Here is an 18,021-nt window from a genome sequence, read left to right as displayed (position 1 = left end):
GGCGCGCACATCATTGCACGCATCGTGGCGGAGTGGGGCGACAGGCCCATGGCTGCAATATGGTTGTGCCGCATTACCGTTTCTTTACACTTCATGGGCAAGGGTGGGTAACCCGGCATGGGGGAGGGTGATGACGTTGCAGCGGTCTGAGGCATACGCGACGACCGCGGGGGTGCCCGCCCCGCCGGGCGCGTCCGCCCGGCGACTGGCCGAGGCGCCCGCGCCCGTGCTGCGTGACCTGAGAGACCGCTCGGGGCACAGTCCGCGCAGTCTGGTCTTCGCCGCAGGTGACGTGGTGGTCGTCTCCGGCCTGCCCGGCAGCGGAAAGTCCACGCTGATCCGGCGCGCGGCCCGCGGCCGCGGCATCGACTCGCAGGACACCCGGGACCGCTGGGACGCGCGGATGCCGAAGCTCCTGCCGTACGCCGTCTACCGCCCGCTGGTCCGGATCGCGCACTACGCCGGACTGCGGCGCGCGCTGCGCTCCGGCGAGAGCGTCGTCGTACACGACTGCGGCACCCAGGCCTGGGTGCGGCGCTGGCTGGCCCGTGCGGCGCGACGCCGCGGCCGCGGCCTGCATCTGGTGCTCCTCGACGTCACGCCCGCGGTCGCCAGGGAGGGGCAGCGCGAGCGCGGCCGCGGGGTGTCGGGGTACGCATTCGCCCGGCACCGGCGGGCGGTGGGCCGTCTGGTCGGCGACGCGGAGGCCGGGCGGCTGCCCGCGGGCTGCGCCTCGGCGGTGCTGCTGGACCGGGACGCGGCGGGGGCGCTCGGCCGGGTCGGCTTCGAGGAGTCGAAGGCAGGCCCGTCGGGCGATTGAGGACGAGCGGCGCGAGAGGCCGCGCCCCCACCCGCCCCGGCGGGCCACCACGGCGTTAGGGTCGTGGCGCGCAACCGTGGGAACGCAGGGGGAGAAGGACAAGCACATGCAGACACCGGAGCATCCGCATCCGCATCCGTACGGCGGCTGGCCGGCGAACGAGCTCGAAGAGGTGCTCGCCGCATCCCTCGGCAACCCCTCCGCCGGAGGCCGCCTCGTCGAGGTGCTCGGCCGCAGCCAGATCTGGGTGCCGCTGCCCAACGGCGGCGGTCCGGACAGCCCGGACCTCGATCTGCCCACCATGGAGATCGACGGGGCCGCGTACGTCCCGGTCTTCAGCTCCGAGCAGCAGTTCCTGCAATGTGTCGGCGGCCATATGCCCTGCACCGTCGCACCTGCCCGCGAATTCGCCCGCGGACTGCCCCCGCAGCTCGGCATCGCCGTGAACCCGGGCGGCACGGTCGGCGCCCCGCTGCCGCCGCCCGCCGTCGCCGAGCTGTGCCGGGTGGGACGCACACCCCTGGACGGTCCGGCGACCGGCGGCCGGGTGCGGCTCTTCGAGCCCGACTGGCAGGAGGAGCCGGTCGACTTCCTCGCCGCCGCGGCCGGCGAGTTCGAGAGTTCCGGCGTCGTCCTCACCGCCCGCCGCGCGCTCGCCTCCATCGAGGGCGAGCCGCCGACCCTGTTCATCGGCGTCCAGCTCTCCTCCTGGGAGGCCGCCGAGCGCAACGCCCCGATGGACGCGCTCGGCCGGGCGCTGGGCCGGGCCCAGGTGGGCTGGCCGGTCAATCTCGTACTGCTGGACGTGGCGCAGGACCCCGTCGGCATATGGATGCTGGAGCGGGTGCGGCCCTTCTACCAACGACAGCACGTGTAGTCGTCAAGTCGGCGTCAGAACTCCCGATTATGCTGGTTTGATGGCGAGAGAGGACCCGCCGCACTTGTGTGCCGGGTCGATCGAAGAGGGGCGGAACCCAGGGTGAGTGCGTCAGGCACCGCGGCGGCCGGGCAGGTCGAGCACATGCTGCGCCAGGTGACTCCCGGACGCTACGACGCGTACGAGGCGCTGCTGCAGGCCATCGCCGACCCGGCGAGCGGCCGACTCTGGATGCTGCTCTGGCACGGCCGGGCGGGCTCGCCCGACGCCCAGTACGGAAACATGGAGGTCGACGGCGTCGGCTACGCCCCTTGCGTCACCTCCGCCCAGGAGCTCTCCGTCTCCGGCTGGAACCGCGCCCACGAAGTGGTCAGCGGTCCGGACGTCGCCCGCTCCCTGTTCCCCGACCGCTGGGGGATCTGGCTCAACCCGCACGCCCCCGGCGGCGGCGTCGGCATTCCCTGGCTCGATCTGCGCAGGATCGCCACCGGCCTCGACCGGATGCCCGCCGGACCCCTGCGGATGTCCGAGCCGGCCATCGAGATCCCGCACTTCTACGCCCTGCTCGCGCAGAACGCCCACCGCACGGCCGCGGTCCGCTCGTTGCGCCGCACCTGGGTGCAGCCCGCGCTTGGCGCTCCGTATCTGGCCATCGGGCTCGATCTGTACGACACCGGCAGGCAGTCCGTCGACGCGGTGCGCGCCATGATGCAGCAGTCGATCGCCGCGGTACCGGACGGGCTGCCGGTCTCCACCGTCGCGATGTCCGACGAGTACGACCCGGTGACGATGTGGCTGCGGGCCAACGCCCGTCCGTTCTACGACCGGGACGCCCACGGCGGCGGCGCACCGGCCGCCGGAGGGTACGGCTACCCTCCGCCGCACGGCCGCTGAACCATTGCACAGCGGGGCCGTTGAAGGCCTCGCTCAGCGCACTTCCGTGCCCTGGAGTGACGGTCAGGGTGGGATTGTGTGCGCCTTGAGCCTCAAGGGCCTTTCAATCGAATGAGTCGATGAGTGCGGCAGGCGAGTCCGCATGGCGGTACCTCACTCAACTTTCGCCCCATACGCGGTAGATGGCGATCCGCTCAGTCAGAGCTGTCGTCCGTATAACGGAACCCCCCTCCCCTCATCACGTTTGGGCAAACATTCCCCGGGGGGTCTGGCGGGTGATCGCGAGACCGTTGAAGACTCCCGCACCAAGGGGATATTCGCCCCTGTGTACGGCGTGCTTCACGCGTACTTCCCGCATCAAAGCTCCACGTGCACCACAAGTTGTGAACAATGCCGCTACAGCGGCGGGTACGGGCCGGTCACCTCCGGCCGAGAGGGGTCCCCACCACGATGACGGCACCATTGCACGACACGAGCACGGACGCGGACAAGGCCGCAGCCGTCGATGTCGCGGCGGATGTAGTCAAGAAGTCGGTAGAAGGGCGGTCGCTGCGACAGATCGCCTGGACGCGCCTCAAGCGGGACAAACTGGCGCTGGCCGGCGGCATCGTCGTCATCTTCCTGGTGCTCGTGGCGATCTTCGCGCCGCTGATCGTGAGTCTGCTCGGCCACCCGCCCAACGAGTTCCACCAGGATCAGATCGACCCGCTGTTCGGCACCCCCAAGGGCTCCTTCGGCGGCATGAGTTCGGACTTCCTGCTGGGCCTCGAGCCGCAGAACGGCCGCGACGTGTTCAGCCGCATCGTCTACGGCGCCCGTATCTCGCTGCTGGTGGCCTTCCTCGCCGCGCTGGTCGCCGTTCTGCTCGGCACCGTCTTCGGCATCGTGGCCGGTTACTTCGGCGGCTGGGTCGACGCGATCATCAGCCGGGTGATGGACATGCTGCTGGCCTTCCCACAGCTGCTCTTCATCATCTCGCTGGTCTCCGTGCTCCCCAGCGATCTGTTCGGCCTCACCGGCACCAGTGTCCGCATCGCCGTCCTGGTGATGGTGATCGGCTTCTTCGGCTGGCCGTACGTGGGACGCATCGTGCGCGGCCAGACCCTCTCGCTGCGCGAGAAGGAGTACGTCGAGGCGGCCAGGAGCCTGGGCGCCGGTCAGCGGTACGTCCTCTTCAAGGAGTTGCTGCCCAACCTGGTCGCGCCGATCACCGTCTACACCACACTGATGATCCCCACGAACATCCTCACCGAGGCGGCGCTCAGCTTCCTCGGGGCGGGCGTGAGGCCGCCGACGGCCTCGTGGGGTCAGATGCTCTCCAAGGCAGTGGAGTACTACCAGGAGGACCCGATGTTCATGGTCGTCCCGGGTGTGGCGATCTTTGTGACGGTGCTGGCCTTCAACCTCTTCGGCGACGGAGTGCGGGACGCACTCGACCCCAAGGGCACCCGGTGACGGCATCCCCCGCGGCGCCGTCCGGCCGCAGACAACTGAACGTGCCCCTGCCACACATGTCAGGCGGCTCCCCGATGGTTCCCCGGCATCAAGCCAAGGACCGCGCTACTCCGGAGGTTGCAGAAACAATGAAACCCCTACGTTCGTCGAGGAGCAGGCAGATCGCCGGTGCGGCGGTTGTCGTGGCAGCCCTCATGTCCACCGCGGCGTGCGGTGGCGGCGGTTCCAAGGACGATGACGGCGCCGGCAAGGCCGCCGGGTACAACGCCGGTACGAAGGGCGTCGCCAACGCCTCCGCCAAGAAGGGCGGCACGCTCAAGTTCATCGGCAAGCAGGACTTCGACTCCACCGACCCGCAGCGCCAGTACTACGGCATGGCCTGGGACTTCTCCCGGTTCTACGCGCGCCAGCTGGTCTCCTACGCGCCGAAGCCGGGTGCCGGCGGCGCCGAGCTCGTCCCCGACCTCGCCAAGGCGAACGGTGTGGTCTCCAACGGCGGCAAGACGTACACGTACGAGCTGCGGGACGGGATCACCTGGGAGGACGGCACGCCGATCACCTCCAAGGACATCAAGTACGGCATAGAGCGCATCTGGGCCACGGACGTCATCACCGGCGGCCCCGCCTACCTGCGCCAGGTCCTCGACCCCAAGGGCGAGTACAAGGGTCCCTACAAGGACACCACTGCGGACAAGCTCGGTCTGAAGGCGATCCAGACGCCGAACGACAAGACCATCGTCTTCAACCTGGCGACGCCCAACGGTGACTTCGAGCAGATGCTCGCGATGCCGGCCGGCTCCCCGGTGAAGAAGGAGAAGGACACGCAGGCCAAGTACCAGCTGAAGCCGTTCTCCTCCGGCCCGTACAAGTTCGAGTCGTACGCGCCCAAGAAGAGCGCTGTCCTCGTCCGCAACGACAAGTGGCAGAAGGCCTCCGACCCGATCCGCGCCGCGCTGCCGGACAAGATCACGGTCACGATCAACTCCAACATCGAGGCGATCGACCAGCTGCTGATCAAGGGCGACTACGACCTCGACCTGAACGCCACGGGCATGTCCCAGTCGGGCCGCACCTCGGCGCTCAAGCAGCACAAGGACAACGTCGACAACATCGAGACCAGCTTCATCCGGTACGTCGACATCGCCACCAAGGTCCCGCCGTTCGACAACATCGAGTGCCGCAAGGCCGTGATCTACGCGGCCGACTACAAGTCGATGCAGACGGTCCGCGGCGGCCCGGACGCCGGTGGCGAGATCGCCACGAACATGCTGCCCAAGTCCATCAAGGGCTCGGACGACTACGACCCGTACGGCATCCTGGCGCGCGACGGCAAGCCGGACGTCGCCAAGGCGAAGGCGGCCCTGAAGGCGTGTGGCAAGCCCGAGGGCTTCACCACCAACATCAGCGCCCGCAGCAACAACCCGGGTGAGGTCCAGGTCGCCGAGGCGCTGCAGCAGTCGCTGCAGGCCGTCGGCATCAAGGCCCAGGTGGAGTCGATCGACGGCGCCGAGTCCTCCAGCATCACCGGTGCTCCCGCGGTGGTGAAGAAGCGCGGTCTCGGTCTGGTCATGACCGGCTGGGGTCCGGACTTCCCGACCGGCCAGGGCTTCTCGCAGCCGCTGGTCGACGGTCGCTTCATCGTGGCCAACGGCAACTACAACGTCTCAGAGACGAACGACCCGAAGATCAACAAGTTCTTCGACGACGCTCTCAAGGAGACCGACCCGGAGAAGGCCGGTGAGATCTACAAGCAGATGAACCACGCTGTCGCGGACCTCGCCGTGCAGATGCCGTTCATCTACGAGAAGAACTTCACCTGGCGCAGCTCGCGGCTGACCAACGCCTACTCCACCGCGGCGTACAACGGCCGTTACGACTACGTCTCCCTGGGCGTCGTCAAGTAACCGTCCCTCGTGACGAGTCACAACCCACCATCGCCCAACCCGCCAGTCCCGAAGGGCAGGTGATGGCCTCGGGCGGCGGTCCGGGGAACCCGTAATCCGGGATCTCCGGGCCGCCGCCGGGCCGCGCACAGTGCTTGCTTACGTCATCCGGCGCTTGTTCGCCGTCGCCATGATGCTGATGGTCGTTACCCTGACGACCTTCGTCATCTTCTTTGTGCTGCCGAAGTGGGCCGGAATGGACCCCGCCTACTTGTTCGCCGGCAAGCAGACCGACCCGGCCTCCATTGAGGGAATCCGTCAGAAGCTGGGGCTCGCCGATCCGGTCCTGGTGCAGTTCTGGCACTTCGTCCAGGGTCTGTTCGTCGGTCGTGACTACATCAGCGGCACGGATGTCACGCACTGTCCGGCACCCTGCTTCGGCTACTCCTTCCGCACCGAGCAGGAGGTGTGGCCGCAGCTCACCGAGGCGATCCCGGTCACCCTGTCGCTCGCTGCGGGCGCCTGCCTGCTCTGGGTCGTCGGCGGTGTCGCCACCGGCGTCGTCTCCGCGCTGCGCCGGGGCACCCTGTGGGACCGGGCGGCGATGACCGTCGCACTGGCCGGCGTCTCGCTTCCCATCTACTTCACCGGCCTGTTGTCGCTGGCCATCTTCAGCTACCAGCTGGACTGGGTCAGCGGGGAGTTCGCGCCGTTCAGCGAGGACCCGGCCCAGTGGTTCCAGACGCTGATCCTGCCGTGGATCACCCTCGCCTTCCTCTACGCGGCGATGTACGCCCGGCTCACCCGGGCCACCATGCTGGAGATCATGGGTGAGGACTACATCCGTACGGCCCGGGCCAAGGGCCTCACGGAGAGGGTCGTCATCGGGCGGCACGCGATGCGCTCGACCTGGACGCCGGTGCTGACCCTGCTCGGCCTGGACCTTGGCGCGCTGCTGGGCGGTGCGGTGCTCACGGAGTCCACGTACAACCTGCCCGGCCTCGGTCACCTCGCGATCGATTCGATCGAGACCAAGGACCTGCCGCTCATCCTCGGTGTCACCCTCATCGCGGCCCTGTTCATCTGCGTGGCCAACCTCTTCGTGGACCTTCTGTACGCAGTCATCGACCCGCGAGTGAGGATCGGATGACCAATCTCGACAAGACCGGTACCGAGGACCTCGCGGTGACCGGCACCGCACTGGGGGAGCCCGCCGCGGTCGGCTCGCCCGCCCCCACCGCCTTCCTGGAAGTACGCGACCTCAAGGTCCACTTCCCGACCGACGACGGTCTGGTCAAGTCCGTCGACGGCCTCAGCTTCCAGCTGGAGAAGGGCAAGACGCTCGGCATCGTCGGCGAGTCCGGCTCCGGCAAGTCCGTCACCTCGCTCGGCATCATGGGCCTGCACACCGCGGGTCAGTACGGCCGCCGCAAGGCACAGATCTCCGGCGAGGTCTGGCTGGACGGCCAGGAGCTGCTCGGCGCCGACCCGGACACGGTGCGCAAGCTGCGCGGGCGCGAGATGGCGATGATCTTCCAGGATCCGCTCTCCGCGCTGCATCCGTACTACACGATCGGCCGCCAGATCACCGAGGCGTACCGGGTGCACCACGACGTCGACAAGAAGACCGCGCGCAAGCGCGCGATCGAGCTGCTCGACCGGGTGGGCATCCCGCAGCCCGACAAGCGCGTGGACGGTTATCCGCACGAGTTCTCCGGCGGCATGCGCCAGCGCGCGATGATCGCCATGGCGCTCGTCAACAACCCCGAGCTGCTGATCGCCGACGAGCCGACGACCGCGCTGGACGTGACCGTCCAGGCGCAGATCCTCGACCTCATCCGTGATCTGCAGAAGGAGTTCGGCTCCGCGGTCATCATCATCACCCACGACCTGGGCGTCGTCGCCGAGCTGGCCGACGACATCCTGGTGATGTACGGCGGCCGGTGCATCGAACGCGGCCCCGCCGAGAAGGTCTTCTACGAGCCGCAGCACCCGTACACCTGGGGCCTGCTGGGCTCCATGCCGCGCATCGACCGGGACCAGACCGAGCGCCTCATCCCGGTCAAGGGCTCGCCGCCCAGTCTCATCAACATCCCCGACGGCTGTGCCTTCAACCCGCGGTGCCCGTACGCCGATGTGCCGAAGGACAACCTGACGCGCACCGTCCGCCCCGAACTCCACGAGGTCGGCAGCCGGCACTTCTCCGCCTGCCACATGTCGCAGGACGAGCGGACGCGGATCTGGACCGAAGAGATTGCGCCCAAGCTGTGAGTGAGAACGATGTGAAGATCCCCGAGCAGCAGACTGCCGCGGCCGCCTCCTCGTCCGAGGCGCTGCTCAAGGTCGACGGCCTGGTCAAGCACTTCCCCATCAGGAAGGGGCTGCTGCAGCGGCAGGCCGGGGCCGTGCAGGCGGTCGACGGGCTGACCTTCGACGTCCGCCCGGGCGAGACCCTGGGCGTGGTGGGCGAGTCCGGCTGCGGCAAGTCGACGATGGGCCGGCTGATCACGCGGCTGCTCGAACCGACCGGTGGGAAGATCGAGTTCGAGGGTCACGACATCACGCACCTGGGCGTCGGCAAGATGCGCCCGCTGCGGCGCGACGTCCAGATGATCTTCCAGGACCCGTACTCCTCGCTGAACCCGCGGCACACGATCGGCACGATCGTCTCCGCGCCGTTCAAACTGCAGGGTGTGCGACCCGAGGGCGGGATCAAGAAGGAGGTCCAGCGGCTGCTCGAGCTGGTGGGCCTCAACCCCGAGCACTACAACCGTTATCCGCACGAGTTCTCCGGCGGCCAGCGCCAGCGCATCGGCATCGCGCGTGCGCTCGCCCTCAAGCCGAAGCTGGTCGTTGCGGACGAGCCGGTCTCCGCGCTGGACGTCTCCATCCAGGCGCAGGTGGTCAACCTGCTGGACGACCTCCAGGACGAGCTGGGCCTGACGTACGTGATCATCGCGCACGACCTGTCGGTGATCCGGCATGTGTCGGACCGGATCGCGGTGATGTACCTGGGCAAGATCGTGGAGCTGGCGGACCGCAAGTCGCTGTACGAGGCGCCGATGCACCCGTACACGAAGGCGCTGATGTCGGCGGTGCCGGTGCCGGACCCGCGGCGTCGCGGCGGCAAGAGCGAGCGCATCCTGCTGAAGGGCGACGTGCCCTCTCCGATCGATCCGCCGACGGGTTGCCGGTTCCACACGCGGTGCTGGAAGGCGACGGAGATCTGCAAGAAGCAGGAGCCGCCGCTGATCGCGCTGCGACCGGGCCAGCAGGTGGCCTGCCACCACCCGGAGAACGCGGAGGACCAGGCGCCGGAGGATGCGGCGCTGGCGTCGGCGCGGGAGGCGATCGAGATCGTGACGGCGACGCCGAAGTCGGAGGAGTCGGCGACGGCGGAGAAGGCCGAGGCGGCCCTCGCGAAGGCCGAGGCGCGCGAGGCGAGCCTGGCGAAGGCTGACGCGGCCGGGGCGGCTGCCGGGGCGGGCCTGGCGAAGGCCGACGCCGACGTGGCCAAGGCCGACTCTGGCGACAGCCAGGACCGGCCCGCCGAAGGCACCGGCAACGCTGACAGCGCTGACTCCGACCGTTCCGAGGGCTCGGGGGACATCTCCAAGGAGTAGAACCGGCACAATCGTCCGGTGCTCCAAGAACTGTTCACGCCTTCCGTCCAGCACGCGCTCGACATCGTCGGGATCTTCGTCTTCGCGATCTCCGGCGCACTGCTCGCCGTACGCAAGAACTTCGACGTCTTCGGCATCGCGGTGCTCGCAGAGGTCACCGCGCTGGGCGGAGGGCTTCTCCGTGACCTGATCATCGGGGCCGTACCGCCGGCCGCCTTCACCGATCTCGGGTACTTCCTCACGCCGCTCGTGGCGACCGTCCTCGTCTTCTTCCTGCACCCGCACGTCGAGCGCATCCAGGTCGGCGTCAACGTCTTCGACGCCGCCGGCCTCGGGCTGTTCTGCGTCACCGGCACCACCAAGGCGTACGAGTACGGGCTCGGCCTGACCGCCTCCGCCGCGCTCGGGCTCGCCACCGCCGTCGGCGGCGGTGTTCTGCGCGACGTACTGGCCAACGAGGTCCCCTCCCTGCTGCGCTGGGACCGCGATCTGTACGCCGTCCCCGCCATGGTCGGCGCGACCATGATCGTGCTGTGCATCCGCCTCGACGTGCTGAACGCGGCCACCAGCGGTCTCGCCGTGGTGACCGCGTTCGTCCTGCGCCTGCTCGCGATGCGTTTCCACTGGCGGGCACCGCGCGCCTGGAACCGGCGCTCCGCGGCCGCCGAGGAGAGCTGAAAAAGCTACCGCTCAGTAATTGTCTGTTGTACGGTGCTGCCATGGCACAGGCTGTACAGGCATCCATCGGGGACAGTGAGTTCGACCGCGACACCGCTGTCACCCCGCGCGCTCCCGGCGTCTACGACGCGGAGCTCTCGGCGGGCTGGACGATCATCAACGCCGTCAACGGCGGCTATCTGCTGGCCCTGCTCGGCCGCGCGCTGGGCGAGGCGCTCCCGCACCCCGACCCTTTCACGGTCTCCGCGCACTACCTGAGCGCGTCGCAGCCGGGTCCCGCGGTGGTCCGCACCGACGTCGTACGCACCGGGCGCACGCTCTCCACCGGCCAGGCGTCGCTGTTCCAGTACGGGGAGGACGGCGCCGAGATCGAGCGGATCCGCGTCCTCGCTACGTACGGAGACCTGGACGCGCTGTCCGACGACGTACGGACGACGGCGAAGCCGCCCGCCATGCCGCCGCTCCAGCACTGCCTCGGTCCGTCCGACGGCCCCGCGCCGAAGATTCCCGGCAGCTCGGCGATCACTGACCGTCTGAACATCAAGCTGGACCCGGCGACCGTCGGCTGGGCCGTGGGCGCGCCCTCCGGCAATGGCGAGATGCGCGGCTGGTTCTCCCTCGCGGACGGCCGCGACGCGGATCCCTTCTCGCTGCTGCTCACGGTCGACGCGCTGCCGCCGACATCCTTCGAGCTGGGTCTGAAGGGCTGGACCCCCACGGTCGAACTCACCACGCACATCCGGTGCCGCCCCGCGCCGGGCCCGCTGCGGGTCTCGATCACGACCCGCAACCTGGCCGGCGGCTTCCTGGAGGAGGACGCGGAGGTCTGGGACAGCGCGGACCGGCTGGTGGCCCAGTCGCGCCAGCTGGCGATGGCCCCGCGCCGCTGACGCGCGAGGGTATGTCGTCCGCTCTCATGGGGCGGGCGGCAACGAGGCCTGCCGCCCAAGGGGGTCCTGTGGCCATACCGGCAGGGCGGCGAGGCGGCTGAGGGCCTTCTCCGACGGGGTGTCCGGTTCCGCGCTGAAGACGAGCACCTGCTGCCCCGGATCGTCCGGGGGCTCCACGTTCTCGTAGGCCAGTTCCATGCAGCCCACCACGGGGTGCCGGAAGAGCCGGGTGCCGAAGGCCCTGGCGCGCACGGGCGGCTGAGACCACAGCGCGGCGAACCCGGGGTCGGATTCGGTGAGTTCACCGATCAGGGCGGCCAGTCTGTCGTCCCGGGGATGTTCGTCCGAGGCGAGGCGGAGGCCCGCGGCCACCCCGCGGGCCTCGACCGCCCACTGCGGATACAGCTCGCGGGTGCGCCGATCGAGGAACAGCATCCTCGACAGGTTCGGGCGGTGGCGTGCGCTGAGAGGGCTGTCCCTGTCGAGGTGGCAGGCGAGCAGCGCATGCCCCAGCGGGTTCCAGAAGAGAACGTCGTGGCGGTGGTTCAGGGCGACGGCGGGCATGCCCTTCAGACCCCCCATCAGCTGCCGGACACCTGGCCCGGCGCATTCGTCGGGTACCGGTTCCGCACTCTGCGCGAGACGGTACAAGTGGGCGCGCTCGCCGTCGTCGAGCCGTAACACCCGGGCGATAGCGTCGAGTACGGCGAGCGGGGCTTCACGGTGCCTGCCTTCTTCGAGGCAGATGTAGTGGGTCAGGCCAAGCCCGGCGCGTCTTGCCACCTCTTCTCGCCGCAGGCCCGGACCGAGGTCGCTCGAACCAGCGGTGGGACTGGTCTCTTCCGGGGGCATGCGGGCACGCCGGGTGCGCAGAAACTCCCCCAGGTCGGCAGGTCTGTCCATGTGAACAAGTCTCCAACAGGCGGGGAGGTTGGGGGAGGGCCCCAGCCTGCCCCTGTCAGCCCCACCTCCCGAATGGGCACCCACCCCGCGCTATCACCAATTTTGGCTGATGGTTCAACAATATGCAGAAACTTCCCGGATCTTGGCCTATTTCGCTCTCTCAATAAACCGAACAGTGCGAGACTTTGAGCACCGACTGGCCGATTAGCATCCGACTGCGTGCAGCTGACCGGGCGACCGTGAGCAGGGCATTTTCATCGACACCGAACGTAATCACCATTCGTGAAACGAAGATTTAACTCCACACCGGACAGGGAAGCGCATGCATCACATGCGGAAGTGACCTACATCACTCTGGCTTTTTTCCGATGCCTGCCCGCCCGCGGGGCTTGACCACACCGCCCCTGTACCGCCATGCGGAAGGAGATCAACCTTGCAGAAATCCACGGGGGATCGAAGAACCGAGTTGGGGAGATTCCTCCAGTCGGTGCGCAGCCGGCTGCGCCCGGAAGACCTCGGTCTCGCCGGTGACGGCAAGCGCCGCCGGGTGGCCGGACTGAGGCGTGAGGAAGTCGCCCTGCTCGCGGGAGTGAGCGTCAACTACTACACACGGCTGGAGCAGGGGCAGAACCGGAACGCTTCACCAGAGGTGCTGGACGCGCTCGCCACCGCACTGAGACTGAGGCCGGACGAACGCGCCCACTTGCACGACCTCGTCCGGCCGACCCATGCCACCAAGGCGCCGCGGACGACCGAGCAGGTACGCCCGGGCCTGGAGCGGATGATCGGCTCCTTCGAGAGCGGTCCCGCCGTGCTCCTCGGCAGACAGACCAAGGTGCTCGCCTGGAACCACCTGGCCCGCATCCTCTTCACCGGATACATCGATCTAACCGGCCGGGACGGCGACTTCGAGCCGCCCAACCTGGCCCGGTTACTCTTCTGCGCCTCCGGCGCGCGGCAGCTCTACACCGACTGGGAGTACGAGGCCCAGGACCTGGTCGGCTATCTGCGACTGATGCACGGCCGTTACGCCGGCGATCCCGAACTGACCGATCTCATCGCCGAACTCTCGTCGAGGAGCCGGGAGTTCTCCGCGATGTGGTCGGAGCACCGGGTCTGGGACAAGTCGCACGGCACTCGCCGGCTCAACCACCCCGATGTGGGCGCGCTTACGCTCATTTATGAGACGTTCAGGCTCCCCGAGGCTCCTGATCAAGCCATCGTGCTGTACCAGGCCGAGCCTGGATCGCCTTCCGAAGCCACACTTCGCAGGCTTCTGGAGAAGCGGGAGACCTGAGCGCACCCCGGGGCCTGGGCGGACGCCGGATTTTCGCTGTCCTTCATCAAACGCCGACACGGCGGATACCCGGCCGCCGACAGGAGGGCCTTCAGGTATCCGCCGTGAGTTCTCGGCACTACGCGGCGAGGAACTTCTCCAGCGCAGTGGCCAGCGCGATGGGGGTCTCCACCATCGGGTAGTGGCCCGAGTTGCCCATGACCAGCAGCTCGGCGTTCGGGTAGTGCTTCATCCAGGTCTCGTTCATGGCGTCGGCGTTGACCGCCGGATCGTTCTCGCCGACGACCGCCAGCGCGGGCACCTCGGCCCCGGCGATGCGGGCCGAGAAGTCCGTGGAGCGGAACGAGTCGAGGTAGCCGCGGAAGGCCACCGGGCCGACCTCCTTCATCGACTGCTGTGCCCAGGCGTCCACCCAGGTTGCGGAGAGCCGGTTTCCGGTGGTCAGATCGATGATGATCCGCCGGTTCTCCACCTGGTGGGCGGCGTCGGCGAAGAGCGGGAAGTCCGAGTCGGGTATGGGCATTCCGGTGGCCGGCACCGGGCTCAGGCCGATCAGCTTGCGTACCCGCTGGGGGGCCTTGAGGAGCACCTGCTGGATCGGCATTCCGCCCAGTGAGTGGCCGATGAGCGAGAACTCCTGCCAGCCGAGGCTGTCCGCCAGCGCGAGCGTGTCCGACGCGATCTCGTCCGTGCTGTAGGTGCCCGTCACATCGAGGGCCTTGCCGAAGCCCCGGGCGTCCATGAACGCGTAACTGAACCGGGTCCCGTCCAGATAGGGCCACCAGGCGCGGAACGATTCGAGTCCGCCGAAGAGTGAGTGCAGCACGATGACCCGGTGCGGGCCATTGCCGATGACATGGCTGTTGGGGACGTAGCGGCCGTTGCCGGACATGGTTTCCTCCGTGGAGTCGGTCGGAAGGGCGGTGGCTTCCCGAATGTCGGGAGCCAGGTCGGGGGACGGATCGGGATCCGTGAAGATCCGGTTCAACTCGCCGTACAGAGCGTCGAGTTCGTCGTGGTGGCCGTGCATGACGATGTGCCCGTCGGGGCGCACCAGGTGGAATCCCGCGCGCCGGCAGTGCAGTTCCCGGTGCGCGCGGCGCAGCAGTTCGGTGCCGCGCCGCCCGCCGCCCGGACGGCCGGCCCCCGCGTCGATCACCCGGACCTGGCGTTGCCACGGCCGGGCGAGGTGGCGTACCGCCTCGGCGAGCCGGCCGTCACCGCCCTTGGCGGCAGGGACGACCACGACGGCGAACCGGTTGGGGTCGGCTTCGGGACCCGCGGCGCCCAGGCCGAGGGCGAGGTCCCTCGGGAGCGCGGCGCCCTGCTTGGCGTGCCGGCGCAGTGAGGACCTCATGTCGCACCAGTCCGCGGGTACCTGCCGGCGGGGGCTGTCCGCGGAGGCCGCCGTGGGGTACACCCAGCGGCGTCCGGCCGCGATGGGGACGTAGAACCGCTCGAGCGTCCGGGTGCGGTCCAGTGCGCGCATGGCGGTGTCGCGCAGCGCCACCTGCGTGCTCTTGTTCCACATGGCCGCGCGGGTCTGCAGATCGGTGTCCCGGACGACGGCGTCGGCCACTGCCGCCCGCTCGGGGGTGTAGCTCTCCAGCAGGCCGGTCCGCGCGTCACCACGGATGACGGAGGCCAGTTTCCAGGCCAGGTTCTGGGCGTCCTGGATCCCGGTGTTGAGGCCCTGGCCGCCCATCGGGCTGTGCGCGTGCGCCGCGTCTCCCGCGATGAACACCCGGCTCAGCTGGAAGGAGGCGGCACGGCGCCGGTGCACCCGGAAGGTGGTGACCCAGTCCGGCTCGATGAGCCGCAGGCCACCGGGGCCGCGCACGTCCACCAGGCTCTGCATGTCCGCGAGCGTGCCGTTCTCCAGGTCCGCCGGGGCGTTGGTGAAGAAGCGGTACAGGCCGTAGGGCTGGGGGACGATCGCCAGTACGCCGATCCGCGACTGGTAGTAGTGGATCTCGTCCGGGTCCAGCGGATTGTTCGCGATCCGGGCGTCGGTGATGAGGAAGCGGTTCTCGTACGTCGCGCCCTCGTACGGGATGCCGAGCTGGTTGCGTACGACGCTCGTCGCTCCGTCCGCGCCGATCACCCAGGGCACGGTGAAGCGCTCGACGGAGCCGTCGGCATGTTCCAGGGCGGCGGTCACCCGGTGGCCCGGTGTGATCCGGCCGCTGAAGTCGATGCCCTGGAGCCCGAGCAGCCGCACCTCGCGCTCGATCGCGCCACCCAGGCCCTTGAGGCCGGAGATGAGGATCTCCTCGGTGTGCCGCTGCGGAAGGCAGTACGGGGCCAGGTCGTCGGGCATCCGCATCCGGGTGACCGGGCGCCGCTCCGAGTAGTACGTCATCTGCCGTAGTTTCACGGCGACTTCGTCCACCGATTTCGCAAGACCCAGGTCCTGCAGGACATCCAGGGTGCGCGGCCATACGAGCATCGCCTTGGAATGCACACTCGCCTGCGGAGCGGCATCGACAAGACGCACCCTGATGCCGCGCCGCAGGAGTTCGCAGGCCGCGGTCAGACCGGTCGGCCCGGCTCCGACGATGAGCACATCGCAGTCATTCTCGGTGTTCATGGAGAGCCTCCTACGCGGTCGGCTACTGGGGCTGGGTGTACTACTCGGCTTCAGGTGAGGAAGGCCAGGGAAATGGCGTAGCTGTCCTCGTGCATGCGGTAGCGGTCGATCAGCCCGTCGGTCACGCGGAGTTCGAGGGCGAAGTCCGACGCGAAGCTCTTTCCGGTCGCATTCACCTTGTACTGGAAGTGGCCGAGCACGATGGCGAGCTCGCCTTCCACCACGATCCGGTGCACCTGGAATTTCTCCGGCTCCATGTTCTCGCCAGCCTGCCGGAAGAATTCACGTACCTCCGCGTGACTCGACCTGCTGCCCATCCAGGGAATGAGATCGGTGTCGCCGGGAGTGAACCAGTCGATCGGCTCGGAAAGCAGTTCTGTCGCACGTTCGAGATCACCGCCGCCAAGCAGCCGGAAGTATTCCTCGACGACGCTTCGTGTGGAGTTTGGCATGCGCCGAAGGTATTCACTTTTCGGCCGGATGAGACAGACCCTGCCAGTGGTAGGAACCAGGGCCATATGAGGACGCGGGTACTGGCTAGGCCTCCGTCGCGACTCGGATGCTCGTTGCCGAATCAGCCGACAGGAATCGAAAGGCCTCCCATGTCAACTGTCAATAGTGCGGACGGGACAAGGCCGGCTCCGGCCACCGAGCCGGACGCGCCGCCGAACCGCATGACGCGGCGCCAGACGCTGACCCTTGTGCTACTGCTCGGCGCTCAATTCACGCTCGCGGTGGACTTCTCGATCATGAACGTCGCGGTTCCGGTCATCGGCCGGGAACTCGACGTCGCCCAGGAAAACCTGCAGTGGATCGCCACGTCCTTCGCCCTCGGCGCGGCCGGCTTCAGCCTCCTCTTCGGCCGTATCGCGGACATGATCGGGGCACGCCGGGTGTTCCTGGCGGGCCTGGCGCTGCTCACGGTCGCCTCACTGCTCGGTGGTCTCGTCGACTCCTCGGGGCCGCTGCTGGCCGCCCGCGTCGCCCAGGGCCTGGCCACGGCGATGGTGACCCCCGCGGGCCTGGCTCTGCTCACCACCTCGTTCCCCGAAGGGCCACTGCGGGAGCGTGCGTTGGGGCTCAACGGAGCCATGCTCTCCGCGGGCTTCACCTGCGGCGCGATCGTCGGCGGCCTGCTCACCGACACGCTGAGCTGGCGCTGGGGCTTCTTCATCAACGTGCCGATCGGCCTGCTGCTGATCATCGTCACCCCCATGCTCCTCGCGGGCAGCCGCGGCAACCGCGGCAGCAAGCTGGACATCCCCGGCGCGATCACGGTGAGCGCGGGTCTGATCGCCCTCGTCTACGGCATCTCGGCGGCCGGCCAGTACGGCTGGTCCGACTCCACCACACTGCTGGCCTTCGGGATCGGTGTGGTGCTGCTCGCGGCCTTCGGGTTCATCGAGCTGCGCGCCGCGGAACCGCTCGCGCCGCTACGCGTGTTGAAGCTGCGCAGCGTGACGTGGGGGAACATCGGCGGCTTTGTGACGTTCATCGGCTTCACCGCCATGATCTTCCTGCTCACGCTGTACCTCCAGGAGGTGCTGGGCTACTCGGCGATGACGACCGGTCTCACCTTCGGTGTGCTGGGTGTCGGCGCCTTCCTCGGTGGTGTCACCGCGCCCCGCTGGATCGGCGTACTCGGCAGCCCCCAGGCGCTTTTGGTGGCCGGTCTGATCGTCCAGGGCGTCACTGTCGGTGTGCTGTTCTTCGCCGGCGCCGAGCGCGGCTGGCTGATCCCGGTGCTGGTCCTCGCCTTCCTCAGCAGCTATGGCCATGTGGCCGCCATCGTGGGCTTCATGGTCACGGCGACGTCCGGGCTGCCGAACGAGCAGCAGGGCCTGGCCACCGGTATCACCACACTCACCCAGCAGGTGAGCATCACCATCGGAATTCCGATCATGAGTGCCATCGCCACAGCTCGGATCCGCTCTCAGGCCGGGGCGCCGATCAGGGACGCGACGCTCAGCGGGATCAATGTGGCGATCCTTGCCAACGGTCTGCTGATCGTCGCCGTCGCTCTCCTCGTCGGCTTCTTCCTCAAGAAGCGCAGGACAGCCATGAGCTGACCGGCAACGAGCTGAAGGGCCGGCCGACCGGCCCTTCAGCCC

At 68.4% G+C, this 18,021-nt stretch carries 15 protein-coding genes; 12 read left to right on the top strand and 3 right to left on the bottom strand.

The features are described 5' to 3' along the window. Positions 1 to 130: 130 nt before the first annotated feature. From ACFYWY_RS16875 to ACFYWY_RS16830, 10 genes are all read left to right on the top strand, one after another. Positions 131 to 820 carry an AAA family ATPase gene (locus ACFYWY_RS16875; RefSeq protein ID WP_389186295.1) on the top strand — a complete coding sequence of 230 codons (690 nt, stop codon included), beginning with the start codon at positions 131 to 133 and terminating at the stop codon, positions 818 to 820. A gap of 106 nt (positions 821 to 926) precedes the next feature. Next, the gene (locus ACFYWY_RS16870; RefSeq protein ID WP_389186292.1) at positions 927 to 1,697 is read left to right on the top strand and encodes an enhanced serine sensitivity protein SseB; all 771 of its coding nucleotides are present in this window, start codon (positions 927 to 929) and stop codon (positions 1,695 to 1,697) included. Positions 1,698 to 1,799: 102 nt separating this feature from the next. Then, positions 1,800 to 2,591, top strand: coding sequence for an enhanced serine sensitivity protein SseB C-terminal domain-containing protein (locus ACFYWY_RS16865; RefSeq protein WP_389186290.1), 792 nt, complete (start codon positions 1,800 to 1,802; stop codon positions 2,589 to 2,591). A gap of 450 nt (positions 2,592 to 3,041) precedes the next feature. Beyond that, on the top strand, positions 3,042 to 4,046 hold the full coding sequence (locus ACFYWY_RS16860; RefSeq protein WP_389186287.1) for an ABC transporter permease: 1,005 nt from the start codon (positions 3,042 to 3,044) through the stop codon (positions 4,044 to 4,046). A 128-nt stretch (positions 4,047 to 4,174) separates the two neighbouring features. Next, positions 4,175 to 5,950 carry an ABC transporter substrate-binding protein gene (locus ACFYWY_RS16855; RefSeq protein WP_389186284.1) on the top strand — a complete coding sequence of 592 codons (1,776 nt, stop codon included), beginning with the start codon at positions 4,175 to 4,177 and terminating at the stop codon, positions 5,948 to 5,950. Between the two features lie 130 nt (positions 5,951 to 6,080). Further along, the gene (locus ACFYWY_RS16850; RefSeq protein ID WP_389186281.1) at positions 6,081 to 7,079 is read left to right on the top strand and encodes an ABC transporter permease; all 999 of its coding nucleotides are present in this window, start codon (positions 6,081 to 6,083) and stop codon (positions 7,077 to 7,079) included. Beyond that, a complete protein-coding gene (locus ACFYWY_RS16845) occupies positions 7,076 to 8,200 on the top strand; it encodes an ABC transporter ATP-binding protein (protein WP_389186278.1) in 1,125 nt (374 codons plus the stop codon). The genes ACFYWY_RS16850 and ACFYWY_RS16845 overlap by 4 nt, the downstream gene beginning before the upstream one ends. Continuing rightward, positions 8,197 to 9,552 carry an ABC transporter ATP-binding protein gene (locus ACFYWY_RS16840; protein WP_389186275.1) on the top strand — a complete coding sequence of 452 codons (1,356 nt, stop codon included), beginning with the start codon at positions 8,197 to 8,199 and terminating at the stop codon, positions 9,550 to 9,552. Before ACFYWY_RS16845 ends, ACFYWY_RS16840 begins: the two co-directional genes overlap by 4 nt. Positions 9,553 to 9,570: 18 nt before the next feature. Beyond that, positions 9,571 to 10,230, top strand: coding sequence for a trimeric intracellular cation channel family protein (locus tag ACFYWY_RS16835; RefSeq protein WP_389186272.1), 660 nt, complete (start codon positions 9,571 to 9,573; stop codon positions 10,228 to 10,230). Between the two features lie 41 nt (positions 10,231 to 10,271). Next, complete coding sequence (locus ACFYWY_RS16830; protein ID WP_389186270.1) at positions 10,272 to 11,120, top strand: thioesterase family protein; 849 nt, start codon at positions 10,272 to 10,274, stop codon at positions 11,118 to 11,120. A gap of 24 nt (positions 11,121 to 11,144) precedes the next feature. Here the strand turns inward: ACFYWY_RS16830 and ACFYWY_RS16825 are convergent, their stop codons facing one another. Beyond that, positions 11,145 to 12,023, bottom strand: coding sequence for a helix-turn-helix transcriptional regulator (locus ACFYWY_RS16825; protein ID WP_389186267.1), 879 nt, complete (start codon positions 12,021 to 12,023; stop codon positions 11,145 to 11,147). Between the two features lie 433 nt (positions 12,024 to 12,456). On the opposite strand from ACFYWY_RS16825, the gene ACFYWY_RS16820 reads away from it, so the two are divergent. Beyond that, complete coding sequence (locus ACFYWY_RS16820) at positions 12,457 to 13,320, top strand: helix-turn-helix domain-containing protein (protein WP_389186264.1); 864 nt, start codon at positions 12,457 to 12,459, stop codon at positions 13,318 to 13,320. 118 nt (positions 13,321 to 13,438) lie between these two features. Here the strand turns inward: ACFYWY_RS16820 and ACFYWY_RS16815 are convergent, their stop codons facing one another. Beyond that, entirely contained in the window at positions 13,439 to 15,910 is a 2,472-nt protein-coding gene (locus tag ACFYWY_RS16815) for an alpha/beta fold hydrolase (RefSeq protein ID WP_389186261.1), read from the bottom strand. A 50-nt stretch (positions 15,911 to 15,960) separates the two neighbouring features. Beyond that, entirely contained in the window at positions 15,961 to 16,362 is a 402-nt protein-coding gene (locus ACFYWY_RS16810; protein ID WP_389186258.1) for a nuclear transport factor 2 family protein, read from the bottom strand. Positions 16,363 to 16,512: 150 nt separating this feature from the next. Here ACFYWY_RS16810 and ACFYWY_RS16805 point away from each other — a divergent pair, with 150 nt between their 5' ends. Further along, positions 16,513 to 17,979 (top strand): MFS transporter, encoded by a 1,467-nt coding sequence (locus ACFYWY_RS16805; RefSeq protein WP_389186255.1) that lies wholly within the window; start codon positions 16,513 to 16,515, stop codon positions 17,977 to 17,979. Positions 17,980 to 18,021: the final 42 nt, after the last annotated feature.

It is taken from the genome of Streptomyces sp. NPDC002870 (genome assembly GCF_042888505.1).
Taxonomy (GTDB): Bacteria; Actinomycetota; Actinomycetes; order Streptomycetales; family Streptomycetaceae; genus Streptomyces.
The sequence above is the reverse complement of the archived record's forward strand: the minus strand, read 5'-3'. Positions and strand labels throughout refer to the sequence as shown.